Here is a 16124-nt window from a genome sequence, read left to right on the forward strand (position 1 = left end):
GCTTCGCCCTCCTCCTTTATTTCGCTGCGGGGAGCACCCGATGCCCTGCGCACCTGGGCACGCTCTGCATGAACTGACGATCAACGACCGCTCTGAAGTGCTCACGCTGATGGTGGTCTCTGTTTCGCGAAATCAAGGAGGCGCCGAAGGCGGGGGCATTCGCGAAACAGAGAGCCCATCGTCGGCGGGAGTGCCGCCTCCGAACACGCGCCTTGCCTTGCTGCAAATGGGCCCATCCATCGACCTCAAATATGCTTGTGCTCCCGATGTGAGGCCTTCTGACATGCATGTGACACCCAAGCCCCGCAAACTATTGGTGCTGGACCTCGACGAAACGCTGATCCACGCCACCGAAAGCACGCTCTCGCACGACGAGGATTTCCGCGTAGGGCCGTATCGCGTTCATTTGCGACCGCACCTCGCCGACTTCTTGAGCAGCGTTCTCGCGCAGTTCAAGGTCGGCATCTGGACTGCATCAGGCGAAAGCTACGCGTCGCAGGTGGTCGAACGCATCTTTCCAAACGGCGCACTGGAGTTCATGTGGTCAAGCGCGCGCTGCACGACGGCGCGAGACTTCACGACAGGCGGCTATCAGACGATCAAGAATCTGCAGAAATTGAAATCCAAGGGTTATCCACTCGAATCGATCATCGCGGTCGACGACACGCCTGCGAAGTATGCGAGGAGCTACGGCAATCTCGTCACGGTGCGCGAGTTCCTGGGTGACAGGTCCGACGCCGAACTTCCATTGCTGGCGGCGTACCTCGCGCATCTCGCGGAGGCACCGAACGTCCGGACAGTCGAGAAGAGGGCTTGGCGCGAACACGCCCGGCGCATGCAGGCTTCGGACTGAATGCACGCGCTCTTATGAAAAAACATCCGATGCAAGCCATTCAAAACTTCAACCTGCTCTCGCTGCTCGACACCTTCGTCAGCGTGGCGATCGCCTTCATCCTCGGCTCGCTGATCGGCCTGGAACGACAGATACGGCAGCGCGCCGCGGGCCTGCGCACCAACACGCTCGTCGCGGTGGGTGCGGCGGTGTTCGTCGACATGGCGAACCGGCTGCACGGTCACGATGGGGCCGTGCACGTGGCGGCCTATGTGGTCTCTGGCATCGGCTTCCTGGGGGCGGGCGCGATCATGAAGGAAGGCACCAACATCACGGGCCTGAACACGGCGGCCACGCTGTGGGGGTCGGCGGCAGTGGGCGCCTGCGCGGGCGCCGACCTGATCGGTGAAGCGACGATTGCGGCGCTGTTCGTGCTGGCGAGCAACACGCTGCTGCTGCCGGTGGTCAATCGCATCAATCGCCGCCCGATCAAGGAAGAATCGAGCGAGGCGACCTACACGGTGCGGGTGATCTGCTCGCGTGCAGCCCGGCCCGCGGTGATGGACCAGCTGCTGCTTCTGCTCGAAGCCGCGAACTACCCGGTGCGCGATGTCGACCAGCACGCCTTCGGGCCGGCCGACACGGAGATCGAGGCAACGCTGTACGCCACCGCGGTCGAGCCACTGGAACTCGACCAGGTGATTACAGAACTCGAAGCGCTCGATGGCGTCCAGCAAGCTTTCTGGAACGCCAGCGCCGAAGACTAAACGCCCATGATCGAAACGGCCTTGGTGTTCAGGTAAGCCTCGAGCGCCTCGGGGCCGCCTTCCGAGCCGTAGCCCGAATCCTTCACGCCGCCGAATGGCATTTCGGGCGACGGGGTGGCGGGCTGGTTGATCCACAGCATGCCCAGTTCGAGCTTCTGGCTCAGCAGGTGCGCGCTCTTGATCGACTTGGTGAAGGCGTAGCCGGCCAGGCCGAACGGCAGGCGGTTGGCTTCGGCGATGGCTTCGTCGAGCGTGTCGAAGCCGCGGATCGCGGCGATGGGGCCGAAGGGCTCGTTGTTGAACACGTCGGCGTCCAGCGGCACGTCGGTCAGCACGGTGGGGGCGAAGAAGTTGCCCGAGTCGCCGACGCGTTCGCCGCCGGCGGCCACGGTCGCGCCCTTCTTGCGCGCATCTTCCAGCACGTAGGCCATCGCGGTGAGGCGGCGTGCGTTGGCCAGCGGGCCGATGGTCGTGCCTTCGGCCAGGCCGTCGCCCAGCTTCAGGCCTTCGGTGTACTTGACCAGCGTGCGGGCGAATTCCTCGCGCAGGCTGTTGTGCACCAGGAAGCGGGTCGGCGAGATGCAGACCTGGCCGGCGTTGCGGAACTTGGCGGCACCGGCGGCCTTGACGGCCAGGGCCACGTCGGCGTCTTCGGCAACGATCACCGGCGCGTGGCCGCCCAGTTCCATCGTGACGCGCTTCATGTGCGAGCCGGCCAGCGCGGCCAACTGCTTGCCGACGGGGGTCGAGCCGGTGAAGGTGACCTTGCGGATGATCGGGTGGGCGATCAGGTAGTTCGAGATTTCGGCGGGGTTGCCGAACACGAGGCCCACGGTGCCGGGCGGAATGCCGGCGTCGACGAAGGCCTGCAGCAGCGCGGCGGGCGAGGCCGGGGTTTCTTCAGGGGCCTTCACCAGGAACGAGCAGCCGGTGGCCAGTGCGGCGCCGAGCTTGCGCACGATCTGGTTGATCGGGAAGTTCCAGGGCGTGAACGCGGCGACGGGGCCCAGCGGCTCCTTCAGCACGAGCTGCTGCGCGGCCAGGTTGCGCGAGGGCACGATGCGGCCGTAGACGCGGCGGCCTTCGTCGGCGAACCACTCGATGATGTCGGCGGCGGCCAGCGTCTCGCCCTTGGCTTCGGCCAGCGGCTTGCCCTGCTCCTGCGTCAGCAGCTTGGCGATGTCGCCGGCGCGTTCGCGGATGAGGCCCGCGGCGCGGCGCATGACGGCGGCGCGCTCGTTGGCGGGCGTGTTGCGCCACTTCTCGAAACCGCGCTGGGCGGCGGCCAGGGCGCGGTCCAGGTCGGCGATGCTGGCATGCGCCACCTTGCCGATGGCCTTGCCGGTGGCGGGGTTCACGACGTCCAGCGTCTTGCCGCCGGTGGCGTCGACCCATTCGTTGTCGATCAGGAGGCGGGTGTCGGTGTAGGTGGCGGTCATGGCGAACTTTTCCTTCGGGACTGGATGATGAAAAGGGGAAATCTGGGGTGCGCGACGCGGCACCTCTTGGGGGTGCGCATGCGACAACGGCGGCAAATCGCCACCGGGGGCATAGATTAACCCGACTTCACCCAACCCCGCCGGGGCCCGGAAATCGCCCTTTCTCGCTCCGTTACAGGATCAAGAGCGCGCGAAAGTCGTTGACGTTGGTGTTCGTGGGTCCCGTCACGAACAGGTCGCCGACGGCGTCGAAGTAGCCGTAGGCGTCGTTGCGGTCGAGGTGGTCCGACAGCTTCCTGCCCGCGGCGGTGGCACGCGCCAGCGTGTCGGGCGTGACGAAGGCGCCGGCGTTGTCTTCCACGCCATCGATGCCATCGGTGTCGGCGGCCAGCGCCCAGACCTGCGGCTGGCCCATGAGCGCGCCGGCCAGGCCCATGCAGAACTCGCCCGCCCGGCCGCCGCGGCCCTTGGCCTGGCCCGGCTGGCGCGGTCGGATCGTGACCGTGGTCTCGCCGCCCGAAAGAATGACGCAGGGCCGCGCGAACGGCTGGCCGCGGTGGGCCACGGCGCGGGCCAATGCGGCATGCACCTTGCCGACCTCGCGCGATTCGCCTTCGATCTCGTCGCTCAGGATGTGCGCCTCGATGCCGGCCTCGCGCGCCGCCTTGGCCGCGGCTTCGAGCGACTGCTGGGGCGTGGCGATCATGTGGGTCTCGTGGCCGGCGAAGGCCTTGTCGCCGGGCTTCGGCGTTTCGAGCTCGCCGCTTTCGAGCTGGGCGCGCACGGGCGCAGGCACCTCGATGCCGTAGCGGTCGAGGATGGCGAGCGCATCGGCGCACGTCGTCGCATCGGGCACCGTGGGGCCGCTTGCGATGACGGCCGCGTCGTCGCCCGGCACGTCGCTGATGGTGAGCGTCACCACGCGCGCCGGCGCGCAGGCCGCGGCCAGCCGGCCGCCCTTGATGCGCGAGAGGTGCTTGCGCACGCAGTTCATCTCGCCGATGCCGGCGCCGCTGTCGAGCAGTTGCTTGTTGATGCGCTGCTTGTCGGCCAGCGTGAGGCCTTCGGCCGGCAGCACCAGCAGCGAGGAGCCGCCACCCGAGATCAGGCACAGCACGAGGTCATCGGCCGTGAGGCCCTGCGTGAGCGCGAGGATGCGCTCGGCAGCCTCTTGCCCCGCCGCATCGGGCACGGGGTGCGCGGCCTCGACGATCTCGATGCGCTGCGGCACGCCTTCGGGGCGCGGCGGAATGTGGTCGTAGCGGGTGACCACCAGGCCCGAGAGCGGCGCGTCGGCCGGCCACAGGGCTTCGAGCGCCTGCACCATCGAGCCGCCGGCCTTGCCGGCGCCGAGCACCAGCGTGCGGCCCTTGGGTGGGCTCGGCAGATGAGCGCCCAGCGTGGACAGCGGCAGCGCGCGGTCCACCGCCACGCGGTACAGGTGTTCGAGGAAGGCGCGGGGTGCGTCGCGCGGATCGGGCGCGGGCCCGAAGGACGGGGTCGATGCGGTCATGGCTTGCGTTGTCTCCATCCGGCGATTGTGCGGGGAGCGGTGGCCCGCTCTCTTGACCGCGGTCTAGTTTGTCTTGGCTCCGGCCTGGAACCAGCGGCTGATCAGCGCTCGCTCTTCGTCCGTGATGTTCGTGGCGTTGTTCATCGGCATGATCTTGGTCACGACGACCTGCTGGTAGATCGCCTGTGCATGCGCCGCCACCTGTTCGGGCGAATCGACGCGCACGTTCTTCATCTGCACGGCCGCACCGTGGCACATGAAGCAGCGCTGCTCCAGCACCTTCTGCACGTCCGTGAATGCGACCACCGGCGCCGCCGCTGCAGCCACGGGAGCGGCAGCCGGCTCGGGCTTCATCCAGACGATGGTCAGGCCCAGCACCACGATGCCGACCAGCGCATACGGCAGCGGGTTGCCCGCGTTGCCGAGCTTGAAGCGGTGGCGCACCACGAAGAACTGCCGGATGGCCGCGCCGCCGAGCATGATCAGCAGCAGCACGATCCAGTTGTACTTGTGCGTGTACGTGAAGCTGTAGTGGTTGCTCAGCATCGCGAACAGCACGGGCAGCGTGAAGTAGGTGTTGTGCACGCTGCGCTGCTTGCCGCGCTGGCCGTGCACCGGATCGACCGGCCGGCCTTCGCGCAGGGCCGCGACGTTCTTGCGCTGGCCGGGGATGATCCAGAAGAACACGTTGCCGCTCATCGTGGTGGCCATCATGGCGCCCACGAGCAGGAAGGCCGCGCGGCCCGCGAACCACTGGCAGGCCAGCCAGGTCGCAAAGACGATGAAGACCGCGATCAGCACGCCGACGATGGTGTCGCCGTTCTTGCGGCGCCCGAAGATCTGGCAGATGCCGTCGTAGACCATCCAGAACACCACGAAGAAGGCCAGCGCCACGGCAATGGCGGCACCGGGCTGCCAGTCCATCTTCGACTTGTCGATGAGGTAGGTGCTCGCGTTCCACAGGTACGACATCGTGAAAAGCGTGAACCCGGTGATCCAGGTCGAATAGCTTTCCCAGTACGACCAGTGCAGGTGGTCCGGCAGCTTCTTGGGCGCCAGCGTGTACTTCTGCATGTTGTAGAAGCCGCCGCCGTGCACGGCCCACTGCTCGCCGCCCACGCCCTTGGCCAGCGACTCGGGGTCCTGCGGCTTCTCGAGGCTGTTGTCCAGCATCACGAAGTAGAAGGAGGCGCCGATCCAGGCGATGGCGGTGATGACGTGGACCCAGCGCAGCAGCAGGTTGGCCCAGTCGAGGTAATAGCTTTCCATGTGCTCTCTCGCATCAGATGTGAATGAACCTGCTGCGCGCCCCGATCTCGCATCTGCGGTCCTCACCGTACCTGGGTACGGTTCCGGTCCTCGACGCGATCTCGGGTCGCTCGCTACGGTTCCTCCACATCTGCGTAACCCTCTGGACGCGTGGGGCGTCAGCGAGGGGTTTCAGCCTGCTCACCACTGCGGGCGCTGTAAGCAGAGAAAGTGCCGCGAACGCAGGCTCCATGAAATGGGCCTCGCTCCGCTGCGGCTTGTTGTGGACCGAAAGTGTATACAGTTTTGGCAAGGAGCGGGATGCTTTTTTGGGGCGTCGCCGCCGGGAAAACCCTGTTCAGCCCAGCGATTGCAACAACTGTGCCGCCACAGCGACCGCGATCACCTCGGGCTCCTTGCCCGTGATGCCGGGCACGCCGATGGGGCAGGTGATGCGCGCCAGTTCGTCGGCCGTGAAGCCGCGGGCTTCGAGCCGGTGGCTGAAGGTGGCCCACTTGGTCTTGCTGCCGATGAGGCCGATGTAGGGCAGGTCGTTGCGCATGCGCAGGCGCTTCAGGCACGCGATGACGATGTCCAGGTCCTCGGCATGGCTGAAGCTCATGATGAGCACGCGGCTGCCCGGCGCGAGCGCGGCGACGGCGTCCTGCACGGGCTCGGAATGCTCGGTGTCGATCTGCGCGGGGAGTTCGTCCGGGAACACGCCGTCGCGGCTGTCGATCCAGCGCACCGAGAACGGCAGCGCGGCAAGCAGCCGTGCAAGAGCCGCACCCACGTGGCCGCCGCCGAACAGCGCCACGGGCTTGAGCTTGGCGACCAGCTCGCGCTGCAATGCGGGTGCATCGGCCGCGGTGATGCGCTGGTACGACAGGTACATCACGCCGCCGCAGCACTGCCCCAGGCTGGGACCGAGCGGGTAGCGCTGGATGCCGTCGATGGCGCGCTGGCCGGCGAGCAATTCGCGCGCTTCCTGCGTGGCCTGGAATTCGAGCTGGCCGCCGCCGATGGTGGCTGTGAGCGCATCGGCCCACACCGCCATCCACGTGCCGGCCTCGCGCGGCGCCGAGCCCTGCGTGGACTCGACGCGCACCAGCACCGCGTCTTCCTTTCGGAGGCGCGCCAGCAATTGGTCGACCGCACCGCTCATGCCCGATACCTTCGGTTGCCGGGCCCGCGAAGACTCACGGTATAAACCCGGCGATGAATGCCCAGCTTACGCCGCGCCGCCTTGCCCATGTTGCATTGGCGGCATCCTTTCTTTCGTGCGCCCTCTGGCTCGCCGGCTGCGGAAGCCCAGGGGCCGTTCCCGGCCAGCTGAGCGGCGCCAAGGCCGGCGCATCCGGCGCCGTGCCGCGCGCATCGAACGCGGCCACCGCGCGCGACTACCGGCGCGATGCCGCGCGCCACGTCTATGACCTCAACCGGTCGCGCATCTACAGCGGGCAGCTGCCGCCCATGCTCTACGCGGTCGGCACGCTGCAGGTGAACCTCGACACGGGCGGCAAGGTGGTCTCGATGCACTGGCTGCGCGCGCCGCAGCATGCGCCCGAGGTCATTGCGGAGATCGAACGCGCCGTGCTGCAGGCTGCGCCCTTCCCGGCCGCCACGCGCCTGGGCGCGGTGACGTGGACCGACACCTGGCTGTGGGACAAGAGCGGGCGCTTTCAACTCGACACCCTCACAGAAGGTCAGCAGCAAGGGGACTGACCTCAAGACCCGCGGTACGTGGAGTAGCTCCACGGACTCACGAGCAGCGGCACGTGGTAGTGCTGGTCGGTGTGCGCCACGCCGAAGTCCAGCGACACCTTGTTCAGGAAGTTCGGCTCCGGCAGCTTCACGCTGCGCGACTTGAAGTAACCCGCGACATCGAACACCAGCCGATAGGTGCCGGTCTTCAGCGAGTGGTTGTCATAGAGCGGCCCGTCGCTGCGGCCGTCCGAATTCAGCGTGAAGCGCTTCACCAGCGTGGCGGCGTCGCCGTCGGTGGTGTACAGCGCCACCTCCATGCCGGCCGCGGGGCCGCCGTGCATCGTGTCCAGTACGTGAGTGCTCAAGCCCATGGGGCGCTCCTTCAAAAAGCGGATCGGGTGCGGGAAATTCCGGTGGACAAAAGTGTATACAGTTACTGGCTTTGGGTCTATCATGAAAAACATGGAGTCCTCCACCACCCGTTCGATCGTCGATGCCCTCACGAAGGCCATCGTCGAGCACCGCCTGCAGCCCGGCACCAAGCTGGCCGAGCAGAAGCTGGCCGATCACTTCGGCGTGTCGCGCACGCTGGTGCGCCAGGCCCTGTTCCAGCTCTCGCAGAACAAGCTGATCCGCCTGGAGCCCGCGCGCGGCGCCTTCGTGGCGGCGCCGGCGGTGGACGAGGCCAAGCAGGTGTTCAAGGTGCGCCGCATGCTCGAGGCCGAGATGACGCGCGAATTCGTGCGTACCGTCACGCCGGCCAAGATCAAGGCGCTCAAGGAACACGTCGCGCTTGAAAAGTCGGCCGTGTCGGGCGAGGACATCTCGGGCCGCACCGAACTGCTTGGCGACTTTCACGTGCGCATGGCCGAGCTCATGGGCAACACGGTGCTGGCGCAGATCCTGGGCGAGCTGATCTCGCGCTGCGCCCTCATCACGCTCATGTACCAGAGCACCAGCGCGGCCGAGCACTCCAACGACGAGCACGCCGACATCGTGAAGGCGCTGGCCGCCCGCGACGAAGAGCGCGCCGTGCGCCTCATGACCGAACACCTGGAACACGTCGAGGCCAACCTCACCTTCGACCGCAAGGTTCCGACCAACGACATCTCCCTCGCGCTGTCCTGAAAAGCCTATGACCGTCTACGACACCACCCTGCCCTACCCGCGCGACCTCGTCGGCTATGGCCGGAACCCTCCACACGCCCAATGGCCCGGCGGCGCGCGCATCGCGGTGCAGTTCGTCCTGAACTACGAAGAAGGCGGCGAGAACGCCGTGATGCACGGCGACGCGGGCTCCGAGCAGTTTCTCTCCGAGATGTTCAATCCGGCCAGCTACCCGGACCGCCACATCAGCATGGAAGGCATCTACGAATACGGCTCGCGCGCGGGCGTCTGGCGCATCCTGCGCGAGTTCGAAAAGCGCGGCCTGCCGCTCACCGTGTTCGGCGTGGGCATGGCACTGGAGCGCTACCCCGAGCTCACCGCCGCCTTCAAGGAACTGGGCCACGAAATCGCCTGCCACGGCTGGCGCTGGATTCATTACCAGAACCTGGACGAAGCCACCGAGCGGGAGCACATGCGCCTGGGCATGGAAGCGATCGAAAAGCTCACCGGCGAGCGCGCGCTCGGCTGGTACACCGGCCGCGACAGCCCGCGCACCCGCCGCCTGGTGGCCGACTACGGCGGCTTCGAATACGACAGCGACTACTACGGCGACGACCTGCCCTTCTGGATGAAAGTGCAGAAGACCGACGGCAGCGTGGTGCCGCAGCTCATCGTGCCCTACACGCTCGACGTGAACGACATGCGCTTCGCGCTGCCGCAGGGCTACTCGCACGCCGACCCGTTCTTCCAGTACATGAAGGACACCTTCGACGCGCTCTATGCCGAGGGCGATGCGAACGGCGACAACAGCCCAAAGATGATGAGCATCGGCATGCACTGCCGCCTGCTCGGGCGGCCCGGCCGCATCACCGCGCTGCAGCGCTTTCTGGACCACATCGCGCAGCACGACCGCGTGTGGGTCTGCCGCCGCGTGGACATTGCGCGGCACTGGAGGCTGGCGCATCCCTACACATCGGACGCCGCATCGGCCGTCACAGGAAGCTGACCCATGAGCCTCACCATCTCCCAACTGAACGCGGCCGTGCCGGCCGAAGCCGTCGCGCTGCTCGACGGCATCTACGAACACTCGCCCTGGATCGCGCAACGTGCATTGCCAGCACGCCCCTTCCGCACGCTCGCGCACCTGAAACACGCCCTGGTGCAGGCACTGGCCGCGTCGTCGACCGACGAGCAGATCGGCCTCATCCGCGCCCACCCCGAGCTCGCGGGCAAGGCGATGGTCAGCAAGACGCTCACGGCCGAATCGACCAACGAGCAGGGCAAGGCGGGCCTGACCGACTGCACGCCCGAAGAGTTCGCCAAGATCCAGAAGCTCAACGCCGACTACAACGCGAAGTTCGGCTTCCCGTTCATCCTCGCGGTGCGCGGCCCGCGCGGCACGGGCCTCGCAAAGCGCGAGATCATCGACACCTTCGAGCGGCGCCTGTTCAACCACCCTGAATTCGAACTCGGCGAAGCGCTGCGCAACATCCACCGCATCGCGGAGATCCGCCTGGACGACAAGTTCGCCGCCGACATCTCGCTCGGCAACGACGTGTGGGACTGGCAGGAACAGCTCTCGGTGCACACCGACCCCGGCTATGCCGAGAAAGGCCAGCTCACTGTCACCTACCTCACCGATGCGCACCGCGCCTGCGCCGCGCAGATCAGCGCACTCATGCGCGACGTGGGCTTCGACTCGGTGCACATCGATGCGGTCGGCAACGTGGTCGGCCGTTACGAAGGCGCAAGCGCAGATGCGAAGACCCTGCTCACCGGTTCGCACTACGACACCGTGCGCAACGGCGGCAAGTACGACGGGCGCCTGGGCATCTTCGTGCCGATCGCCTGCGTGCGCGAGCTCAAGCGCCAGGGCAAGCGCCTGCCGTTCGCCTTCGAGGTCGTCGGCTTCGCGGAAGAAGAAGGCCAGCGCTACAAGGCGACCTTTCTCGGCTCGGGCGCGCTCATCGGCCACTTCGACCAGCGCTGGCTCGACCAGAAGGACGCCGACGGCATCACCATGCGCGAGGCCATGCAGCACGCGGGCCTGAAGCAGGAAGAGATTGCGAAGATCCAGCGCGATCCGGCGCGCTACCTCGGCTTCGTCGAGGTGCACATCGAGCAGGGCCCGGTGCTCACCGAACTGGACCTGCCGCTGGGCATCGTCACCGCCATCAACGGCGGCGTGCGCTTCGTGGGCGAAGTCATCGGCACGGCCAGCCACGCCGGCACCACACCGATGGACCGCCGTCGCGACGCGGCCGCCGCGGTGGCCGAACTCATCCTCTACACCGAGCAGCGCGCCGCGAAAGACGGCGACTCGGTGGGCACCGTGGGCATGCTCGAAGTGCCCAGCGGCTCCATCAACGTGGTGCCGGGCCGCTGCAAGTTCAGCCTGGACATGCGCGCACCGAACAACGCGCAGCGCGATGCGCTCACGGCCGACGTGCTCGCCGAACTCAAGGCCATCTGCGAGCGCCGCGGCGTGCGCTACGAGCTCGAGGAATCCATGCGCGCCTCCGCCGCGCCGAGCGCTCCCGCCTGGCAGCAGCGCTGGGAAAAGGCCGTCGATGCCCTGGGCATTCCGCTCTTTCGCATGCCCAGCGGCGCCGGCCACGACGCGATGAAGCTGCACGAGGTGATGCCGCAGGCCATGCTGTTCGTGCGCGGCATCAACTCGGGCATCAGCCACAACCCGCTCGAATCGAGCACCAACGACGACATCCAACTGGCCGTGCAGGCCTTCCAGCTCTTGCTGGACAACCTCGCGGCCGAACAAGCCCACTGATCGATCGATAGATAGAAGAACAACCATGACCGACTACGCCAAGCTCGACGCCTGGATCGACGCCCACTTCGACGAGGAAGTGAAGTTCCTGCAGGAACTCGTGCGCGTGCCCACCGACACCCCGCCCGGCAACAACGCACCGCACGCCGAGCGCACCGCCGAGCTGCTGAAGGACTTCGGCCTCGATGCCGAGAAGCATGCCGTGCCCGCGCAGGAAGTGAAGGACTACGGTCTCGAATCGATCACCAACCTGATCGTGCGCCGCAAATATGGCAAGGACGGCAACGGCGGCCTGACGGTCGCGCTCAATGCCCACGGCGACGTGGTGCCTCCGGGCGAAGGCTGGACGCACAACCCCTACGGCGGCGAGATCGCCGACGGCAGCCTCTACGGCCGCGCCGCCGCAGTGAGCAAGAGCGACTTCGCGAGCTTCACCTTCGCATTGCGCGCGCTCGAAGCGGTCGCCAAGCCGACCAAGGGCAGCGTCGAGCTGCACTTCACCTACGACGAAGAATTCGGCGGCATCCTCGGCCCGGGCTGGCTGCTGGAGAAGGGCCTGACCAAGCCCGACCTCATGATCGCGGCCGGCTTCAGCTACGAAGTCGTCACGGCCCACAACGGCTGCCTGCAGATGGAAGTGACGGTGCACGGCAAGATGGCGCACGCCGCCATTCCGACCACCGGCGTCGATGCGCTGCAGGGCGCGGTGAAGATCCTCAACGCGCTCTACGCGCAGAACACGCTCTACCAGCAGGTCACCTCGAAGGTCGAGGGCATCACGCACCCCTACCTCAACGTTGGCCGCATCGAAGGCGGCACCAACACCAACGTCGTGCCCGGCAAGGTGGTGTTCAAGCTGGACCGCCGCATGATCCCCGAAGAGAACCCGGTCGAAGTCGAGGCGGCGATCCGCAAGGTGATCGCCGATGCGGCCGCAGAGAGCGCCGGCATCACGGTGGACATCAAGCGCCTGCTCCTGGCCAATTCGATGAAGCCGCTGGCGGGCAACAAGCCGCTGGTCGATGCGATCCAGAAGCACGGCGGCGAACTGTTCGGCGAGCCGGTCAGGGCCATGGGCACGCCGCTGTATACCGACGTGCGCCTCTATGGCGAAGCCGGCATTCCCGGCGTGATCTACGGCGCCGGCCCGCGCACCGTGCTCGAGTCGCACGCCAAGCGCAGCGACGAGCGCGTGGTGCTCGAAGACCTGCGCCGCGCCACCAAGGTGGTGGCGCGCACGCTGAGCGACCTGCTGGCCTGAGCCCCGCGAGCCCCGAGGCCGCCCGCGCCCTTCAGTGGGCGGCTTTCAGTCTCTCGAGCTCGGCCTCTTCCTCGCGCAGCTTGCCTTCGCGCTGCGCGATCTTGTCGGCGCGGCCTTTCTCCTTCGCCTGCGCGAGTTCGCGCTGCCGCTCGGCCACCTTGCGCTCCTGCGCCTGAACGCGCTTGCGGTGCTCGGCCTGCAGCCGCTCCTGGCTGCAGTTGCGCTGGTTGGCGCTCAGTGCACGCTCCAGGCCGCGCACCCGCTGCGCCTGGCCCTTGGCCTTGGCCGCGTCGATGTCGTGCTCGATGGCGTCGCGCTTGGCGTTGCAGCTTTCGCTGGTGATCGGTTGGGCAACCGCGCTTAGCGACAGGGTCGCGAGAGCGGCGGCAAGAATCGATGGGAGAAGGTGTCGCACGTGTTGTCCTTTTTCTGGCAGGTGACGTCTGCCGGCCGTTCACTGTAGCGAGCGTTCTTGCGGCCCGGACTGCGGCCTTTCCCGTTCAAACCTTTCACTTCACTTTCATCGCCGCGTCACGACAGGATTCCAGACTCCGGGTTCTCTTGAAACCCCGAAGCGACGGCCAGCCTTGTGCTGGCCGTCGCCATGTCTGCCGTCATGAAATCCCATCCTCTCGCACCCCGCTCCCCCGCCGCCCTCTTCTCTACCCTCGCGCTCGCCGCGGCCGCGCTGACCGCTTGCGGCGGCGGCTCCGGCGGTGGCAATCCATTCGCCGGGCTGCCCATCGCTCCGGCAGCGCCGGCGCCCGCGCCTGCTGCGCAGCCACCCTCCCCGCCGCCTGCGCCTCCCGCGCCGCCCACCGGGCCGACCGGCCGCTGGACCGTCGGCGACCTGCACATCCACACCATGCAGTCGGACGACACGCAGCAGATCTCCACGCTCGACCAGGTGCTGGCCAAGGCCTTCGACAACTTCGGGCTCGACTGGGCGGCCATCTCCAACCACCTGCGCCTGTCCTCGTACGACAACGACGGCAGGAAGCTGGCCGCGCAGATTCCCTTCTCGGAAGGCATGGCGACGTACGAAGTGCCCCGCATCAAGGCGCTGCAGGCCGGCGGCAAGTACGCGGACAAGACGATCTTCTCGTCCTTCGAGTGGGACATGCCCACGCACGACCACGGCAACGTCGGCATCCTCACCGACAGCCCTATGTCGGACGCCGCGCTCAAGGCCGTGAGCCAGTTCGAATACCTCTTCACCGACCGCGCCGCCTCGCTCTTTGCGCCGGAGGACGTGAGCGCCTGGAATGCGAAGGACACCAAGGCCTTCTCGACGCACGCCGACGTGCTCGCGGCCATCGCCTGGCTCAAGAAGAACTACCCCGACACCAGCTACCTGCAGATCAACCATCCCTCGCGCAACCCGGGCAAGTACACGATCGCCCAGCTGCGCGAGATGAACGACGCCGCGCCGAACATCATGTTCTCGCTCGAAGGCATGGTCGGCAACCAGATGGAGCCCGACCGCGGCGGCTACAACAGCGCCTACATCCCGGCCAACCTGCCGTCCCGCACCTACGGCGGCGTGGACTACCTGGTCGCGAAACTTGGCGGCACCTGGGACGCGCTGCTGTCCGAAGGCCGCCACATCTGGAACGTGGCGGATTCCGACTACCACTTCACCGTTTCGCAAGGCCAGTACAGCAGCGGCTATGCGCCGGGCGAGTACGCGAAGAATCACCTCTGGGGCGACATCAAGGACCCGAAGTCGCTGCTCGCGGCCCTGCGCGCGGGCAAGCTCTTCGCGGTGAACGGCGGCCTGATCGACGCGCTCGACTTCAAGGTGCAGAGCGCCAGGGCCGCGGGCGAGATGGGCGCCGAAGTGGCCGCCGCGCCGGGCGAAGACCTGAAGATCACCATCCGCTTCAAGAGCCCCGAGCGCAACAACTACGAGTTCCAGCTCGGCAGCGGCGTCTTCGCCAACGTCAAGCCGGTGGTGGACCACGTCGACCTGATCGCCGGCGACGTGACCGGCCGCGAGACCCCGGGCACGCCGGGCTACGCGCGCGACACCAACCCGTCGACCCGCGTGGTCAAGCGCTTCACCCGCAGCGACTGGAAGCTCGATGGCGACGGCTACTTCGCCGTGAGCTACACGGTGAAGGCCGGCGGCAACCAGTACTTCCGCCTGCGAGGCACCAACCTGGGAACCGACGTGCCCAACGAAACGGCCGGCGGCGAGCCGCTGTTCGATGCGCAGACGACCGGTGCGGACAACGTGGCGCGCTTCAACGCCATCAATGCGCGCAACTACAGCGACCTGTGGTTCTACTCGAACCCGGTGTTCGTGAAGGTGGCGGCGCAGTAGGCCAGGCGCGCCGAAGGTGCCGAGGCGCGCAGACTTCGTTGCCGAACGTATCGCCGATGCGTCGGCGCGCTCGGCCTGCGTTCTCCCGGTTGTCCCGCCGTATGCGGCGATCTAGTATCCGGTCAGGGACGGACATCAATCGTCGCTGCCACCGTCGGATTCTTTCAATGACGTGTCTGCGAGAAAGCGACGTTGCGGTTGGAAATCCTTATGCGAGCGGCGACCGAAGAGGGCAGCGACAGATCGATCCGGCTCATTCCGAGCCCGGGAATGATCGCGCTCAAGAATGCCGGTCTCTCCGCAGGGTGGGCGATGCCCGTCGCCCTGTGGGATGCGCCCGAGGGCTTCGACACTTCGGCGCGACCTGACAACCGGCCCTTTCACACCCTGGGCTGGCGCGTGTCGGGCGGCTGCGTGCGCCGCGTGCTGCCGCCGACCTTGCAAACGGTCGAGGAACTGACCGCGGGTGGTTTTTTTCTCCAATCGGCATCGCGGAACCTGTGGCTTGTGGCGAGCGAGCCGATACGGCTCGCACATTTCTACATGAGCGAGGCCTTCGTGCAAACGGCCGCCACGGAATACCTGGGCGGGGTTTCGAGCCAGGCGGAAATCCTGCACAACGAGCGCGTGATGCGCTCCGATCCGCAACTCGTTCCCGAACTCGACGCGTACCTGCGCCGGGCCTTCGACCAGGAAGAGCCCGCCACGCGGCTGGAGATGGACAGCCGTGCGAGCCTGCTCGTCCTGCACCTGCTGAAGCACCACTCGGTGGCCTGGAGAAAAATCCCCGACAGCAAGAGGGGCGGACTGCCGCCGCGGCACCTGCGGCGCGTGTGCGATGCCATGACCAGCGATCTGCGCGTGGAGGTTCCGTTGCGCACGTTGGCGGCATTGGTCGACATCTCCTATCACCACTTCTGTCATGCCTTCAAGGTGTCCACGGGCACGGCGCCTTATCAGTGGCTCGTGGAGACGCGCGTGGCGCATGCGTGCGAACTGCTCAGGACCACGGGGCACCCGGTCGCCGATGTCGCGGCCGCCGTGGGGTACGACGACCCCAGCCAGTTCACGCGTGTGTTCCGCAGTCGTCGCGGCATGACGCCCTGCGCGTACCGGGGGCAGTGGTGAACCCTGCC

At 67.0% G+C, this 16124-nt stretch carries 15 protein-coding genes; 9 read left to right on the forward strand and 6 right to left on the reverse strand.

What is annotated here, in order from left to right; translation table 11 throughout:
• Positions 1 to 40 precede the first annotated feature (40 nt).
• Together BM133_RS20140 and BM133_RS20145 are read left to right on the forward strand one after the other, a co-directional pair.
• A complete protein-coding gene (locus BM133_RS20140) occupies positions 41 to 853 on the forward strand; it encodes an HAD family hydrolase (RefSeq protein WP_218158391.1) in 813 nt (270 codons plus the stop codon).
• 29 nt (positions 854 to 882) lie between these two features.
• Complete coding sequence (locus BM133_RS20145) at positions 883 to 1599, forward strand: MgtC/SapB family protein (RefSeq protein ID WP_093437553.1); 717 nt, start codon at positions 883 to 885, stop codon at positions 1597 to 1599.
• On the opposite strand, the gene BM133_RS20150 is transcribed toward BM133_RS20145, so the two are convergent.
• The 4 genes from BM133_RS20150 to xdhC all read right to left on the reverse strand — a co-directional run bounded on the left by BM133_RS20150 (position 1596) and on the right by xdhC (position 6964).
• Entirely contained in the window at positions 1596 to 3038 is a 1443-nt protein-coding gene (locus BM133_RS20150) for an NAD-dependent succinate-semialdehyde dehydrogenase (protein ID WP_093437556.1), read from the reverse strand. The two genes, BM133_RS20145 and BM133_RS20150, sit on opposite strands and share 4 nt — an antisense overlap.
• 172 nt (positions 3039 to 3210) lie before the next feature.
• The gene (locus BM133_RS20155) at positions 3211 to 4551 is read right to left on the reverse strand and encodes a glycerate kinase type-2 family protein (RefSeq protein ID WP_093437559.1); all 1341 of its coding nucleotides are present in this window, start codon (positions 4549 to 4551) and stop codon (positions 3211 to 3213) included.
• 63 nt (positions 4552 to 4614) lie between these two features.
• A complete protein-coding gene (locus tag BM133_RS20160; protein ID WP_093437561.1) occupies positions 4615 to 5820 on the reverse strand; it encodes a urate hydroxylase PuuD in 1206 nt (401 codons plus the stop codon).
• Positions 5821 to 6157: 337 nt separating this feature from the next.
• Complete coding sequence (xdhC, locus tag BM133_RS20170) at positions 6158 to 6964, reverse strand: xanthine dehydrogenase accessory protein XdhC (protein WP_093437566.1); 807 nt, start codon at positions 6962 to 6964, stop codon at positions 6158 to 6160.
• Between the two features lie 53 nt (positions 6965 to 7017).
• Here xdhC and BM133_RS20175 point away from each other — a divergent pair, with 53 nt between their 5' ends.
• Positions 7018 to 7524, forward strand: coding sequence for a hypothetical protein (locus tag BM133_RS20175; protein WP_093437569.1), 507 nt, complete (start codon positions 7018 to 7020; stop codon positions 7522 to 7524).
• A 2-nt stretch (positions 7525 to 7526) separates the two neighbouring features.
• Here BM133_RS20175 and uraH read toward each other — a convergent pair whose 3' ends face one another.
• The gene (gene uraH / locus BM133_RS20180; protein ID WP_093437570.1) at positions 7527 to 7877 is read right to left on the reverse strand and encodes a hydroxyisourate hydrolase; all 351 of its coding nucleotides are present in this window, start codon (positions 7875 to 7877) and stop codon (positions 7527 to 7529) included.
• A gap of 82 nt (positions 7878 to 7959) precedes the next feature.
• On the opposite strand from uraH, the gene BM133_RS20185 reads away from it, so the two are divergent.
• From BM133_RS20185 to BM133_RS20200, 4 genes are read left to right on the forward strand one after another with little or no spacing between them, the layout of a single operon-like run.
• A complete protein-coding gene (locus BM133_RS20185; RefSeq protein ID WP_093437573.1) occupies positions 7960 to 8634 on the forward strand; it encodes a GntR family transcriptional regulator in 675 nt (224 codons plus the stop codon).
• Positions 8635 to 8641: 7 nt separating this feature from the next.
• Entirely contained in the window at positions 8642 to 9619 is a 978-nt protein-coding gene (gene puuE, locus BM133_RS20190) for an allantoinase PuuE (protein ID WP_093437575.1), read from the forward strand.
• Between the two features lie 3 nt (positions 9620 to 9622).
• Positions 9623 to 11401, forward strand: coding sequence for a 2-oxo-4-hydroxy-4-carboxy-5-ureidoimidazoline decarboxylase (uraD, locus tag BM133_RS20195; RefSeq protein WP_093437578.1), 1779 nt, complete (start codon positions 9623 to 9625; stop codon positions 11399 to 11401).
• A 25-nt stretch (positions 11402 to 11426) separates the two neighbouring features.
• Positions 11427 to 12662, forward strand: coding sequence for a M20 family metallopeptidase (locus BM133_RS20200; protein WP_093437580.1), 1236 nt, complete (start codon positions 11427 to 11429; stop codon positions 12660 to 12662).
• A gap of 31 nt (positions 12663 to 12693) precedes the next feature.
• On the opposite strand, the gene BM133_RS20205 is transcribed toward BM133_RS20200, so the two are convergent.
• Positions 12694 to 13077, reverse strand: coding sequence for a DUF1090 family protein (locus BM133_RS20205; RefSeq protein ID WP_177224891.1), 384 nt, complete (start codon positions 13075 to 13077; stop codon positions 12694 to 12696).
• Positions 13078 to 13278: 201 nt separating this feature from the next.
• On the opposite strand from BM133_RS20205, the gene BM133_RS20210 reads away from it, so the two are divergent.
• Positions 13279 to 14988: a CehA/McbA family metallohydrolase domain-containing protein gene (locus BM133_RS20210; protein ID WP_093438231.1), complete on the forward strand. Its 1710-nt coding sequence runs from the start codon at positions 13279 to 13281 to the stop codon at positions 14986 to 14988.
• Between the two features lie 210 nt (positions 14989 to 15198).
• A complete protein-coding gene (locus tag BM133_RS20215; RefSeq protein ID WP_093437586.1) occupies positions 15199 to 16116 on the forward strand; it encodes a helix-turn-helix transcriptional regulator in 918 nt (305 codons plus the stop codon).
• Positions 16117 to 16124: the final 8 nt, after the last annotated feature.

Source organism: Variovorax sp. 770b2, from assembly GCF_900115685.1.
Classification (GTDB): domain Bacteria; phylum Pseudomonadota; class Gammaproteobacteria; order Burkholderiales; family Burkholderiaceae_C; genus Variovorax.

Bases quoted from the DNA above. Each gene is read 5' to 3' on its own strand.
- xdhC (WP_093437566.1), bottom strand. From the start codon at position 6,964: ATGAGCGGTGCGGTCGACCAATTGCTGGCGCGCCTCCGAAAGGAAGAC.
- BM133_RS20200 (WP_093437580.1), top strand. From the start codon at position 11,427: ATGACCGACTACGCCAAGCTCGACGCCTGGATCGACGCCCACTTCGAC.
- BM133_RS20160 (WP_093437561.1), bottom strand. From the start codon at position 5,820: ATGGAAAGCTATTACCTCGACTGGGCCAACCTGCTGCTGCGCTGGGTC.
- BM133_RS20150 (WP_093437556.1), bottom strand. From the start codon at position 3,038: ATGACCGCCACCTACACCGACACCCGCCTCCTGATCGACAACGAATGG.
- BM133_RS20155 (WP_093437559.1), bottom strand. From the start codon at position 4,551: ATGACCGCATCGACCCCGTCCTTCGGGCCCGCGCCCGATCCGCGCGAC.
- BM133_RS20185 (WP_093437573.1), top strand. From the start codon at position 7,960: ATGAAAAACATGGAGTCCTCCACCACCCGTTCGATCGTCGATGCCCTC.
- BM133_RS20175 (WP_093437569.1), top strand. From the start codon at position 7,018: ATGAATGCCCAGCTTACGCCGCGCCGCCTTGCCCATGTTGCATTGGCG.
- BM133_RS20210 (WP_093438231.1), top strand. From the start codon at position 13,279: ATGAAATCCCATCCTCTCGCACCCCGCTCCCCCGCCGCCCTCTTCTCT.
- BM133_RS20145 (WP_093437553.1), top strand. From the start codon at position 883: ATGCAAGCCATTCAAAACTTCAACCTGCTCTCGCTGCTCGACACCTTC.
- BM133_RS20215 (WP_093437586.1), top strand. From the start codon at position 15,199: ATGCGAGCGGCGACCGAAGAGGGCAGCGACAGATCGATCCGGCTCATT.
- puuE (WP_093437575.1), top strand. From the start codon at position 8,642: ATGACCGTCTACGACACCACCCTGCCCTACCCGCGCGACCTCGTCGGC.
- uraH (WP_093437570.1), bottom strand. From the start codon at position 7,877: ATGGGCTTGAGCACTCACGTACTGGACACGATGCACGGCGGCCCCGCG.
- BM133_RS20140 (WP_218158391.1), top strand. From the start codon at position 41: ATGCCCTGCGCACCTGGGCACGCTCTGCATGAACTGACGATCAACGAC.
- uraD (WP_093437578.1), top strand. From the start codon at position 9,623: ATGAGCCTCACCATCTCCCAACTGAACGCGGCCGTGCCGGCCGAAGCC.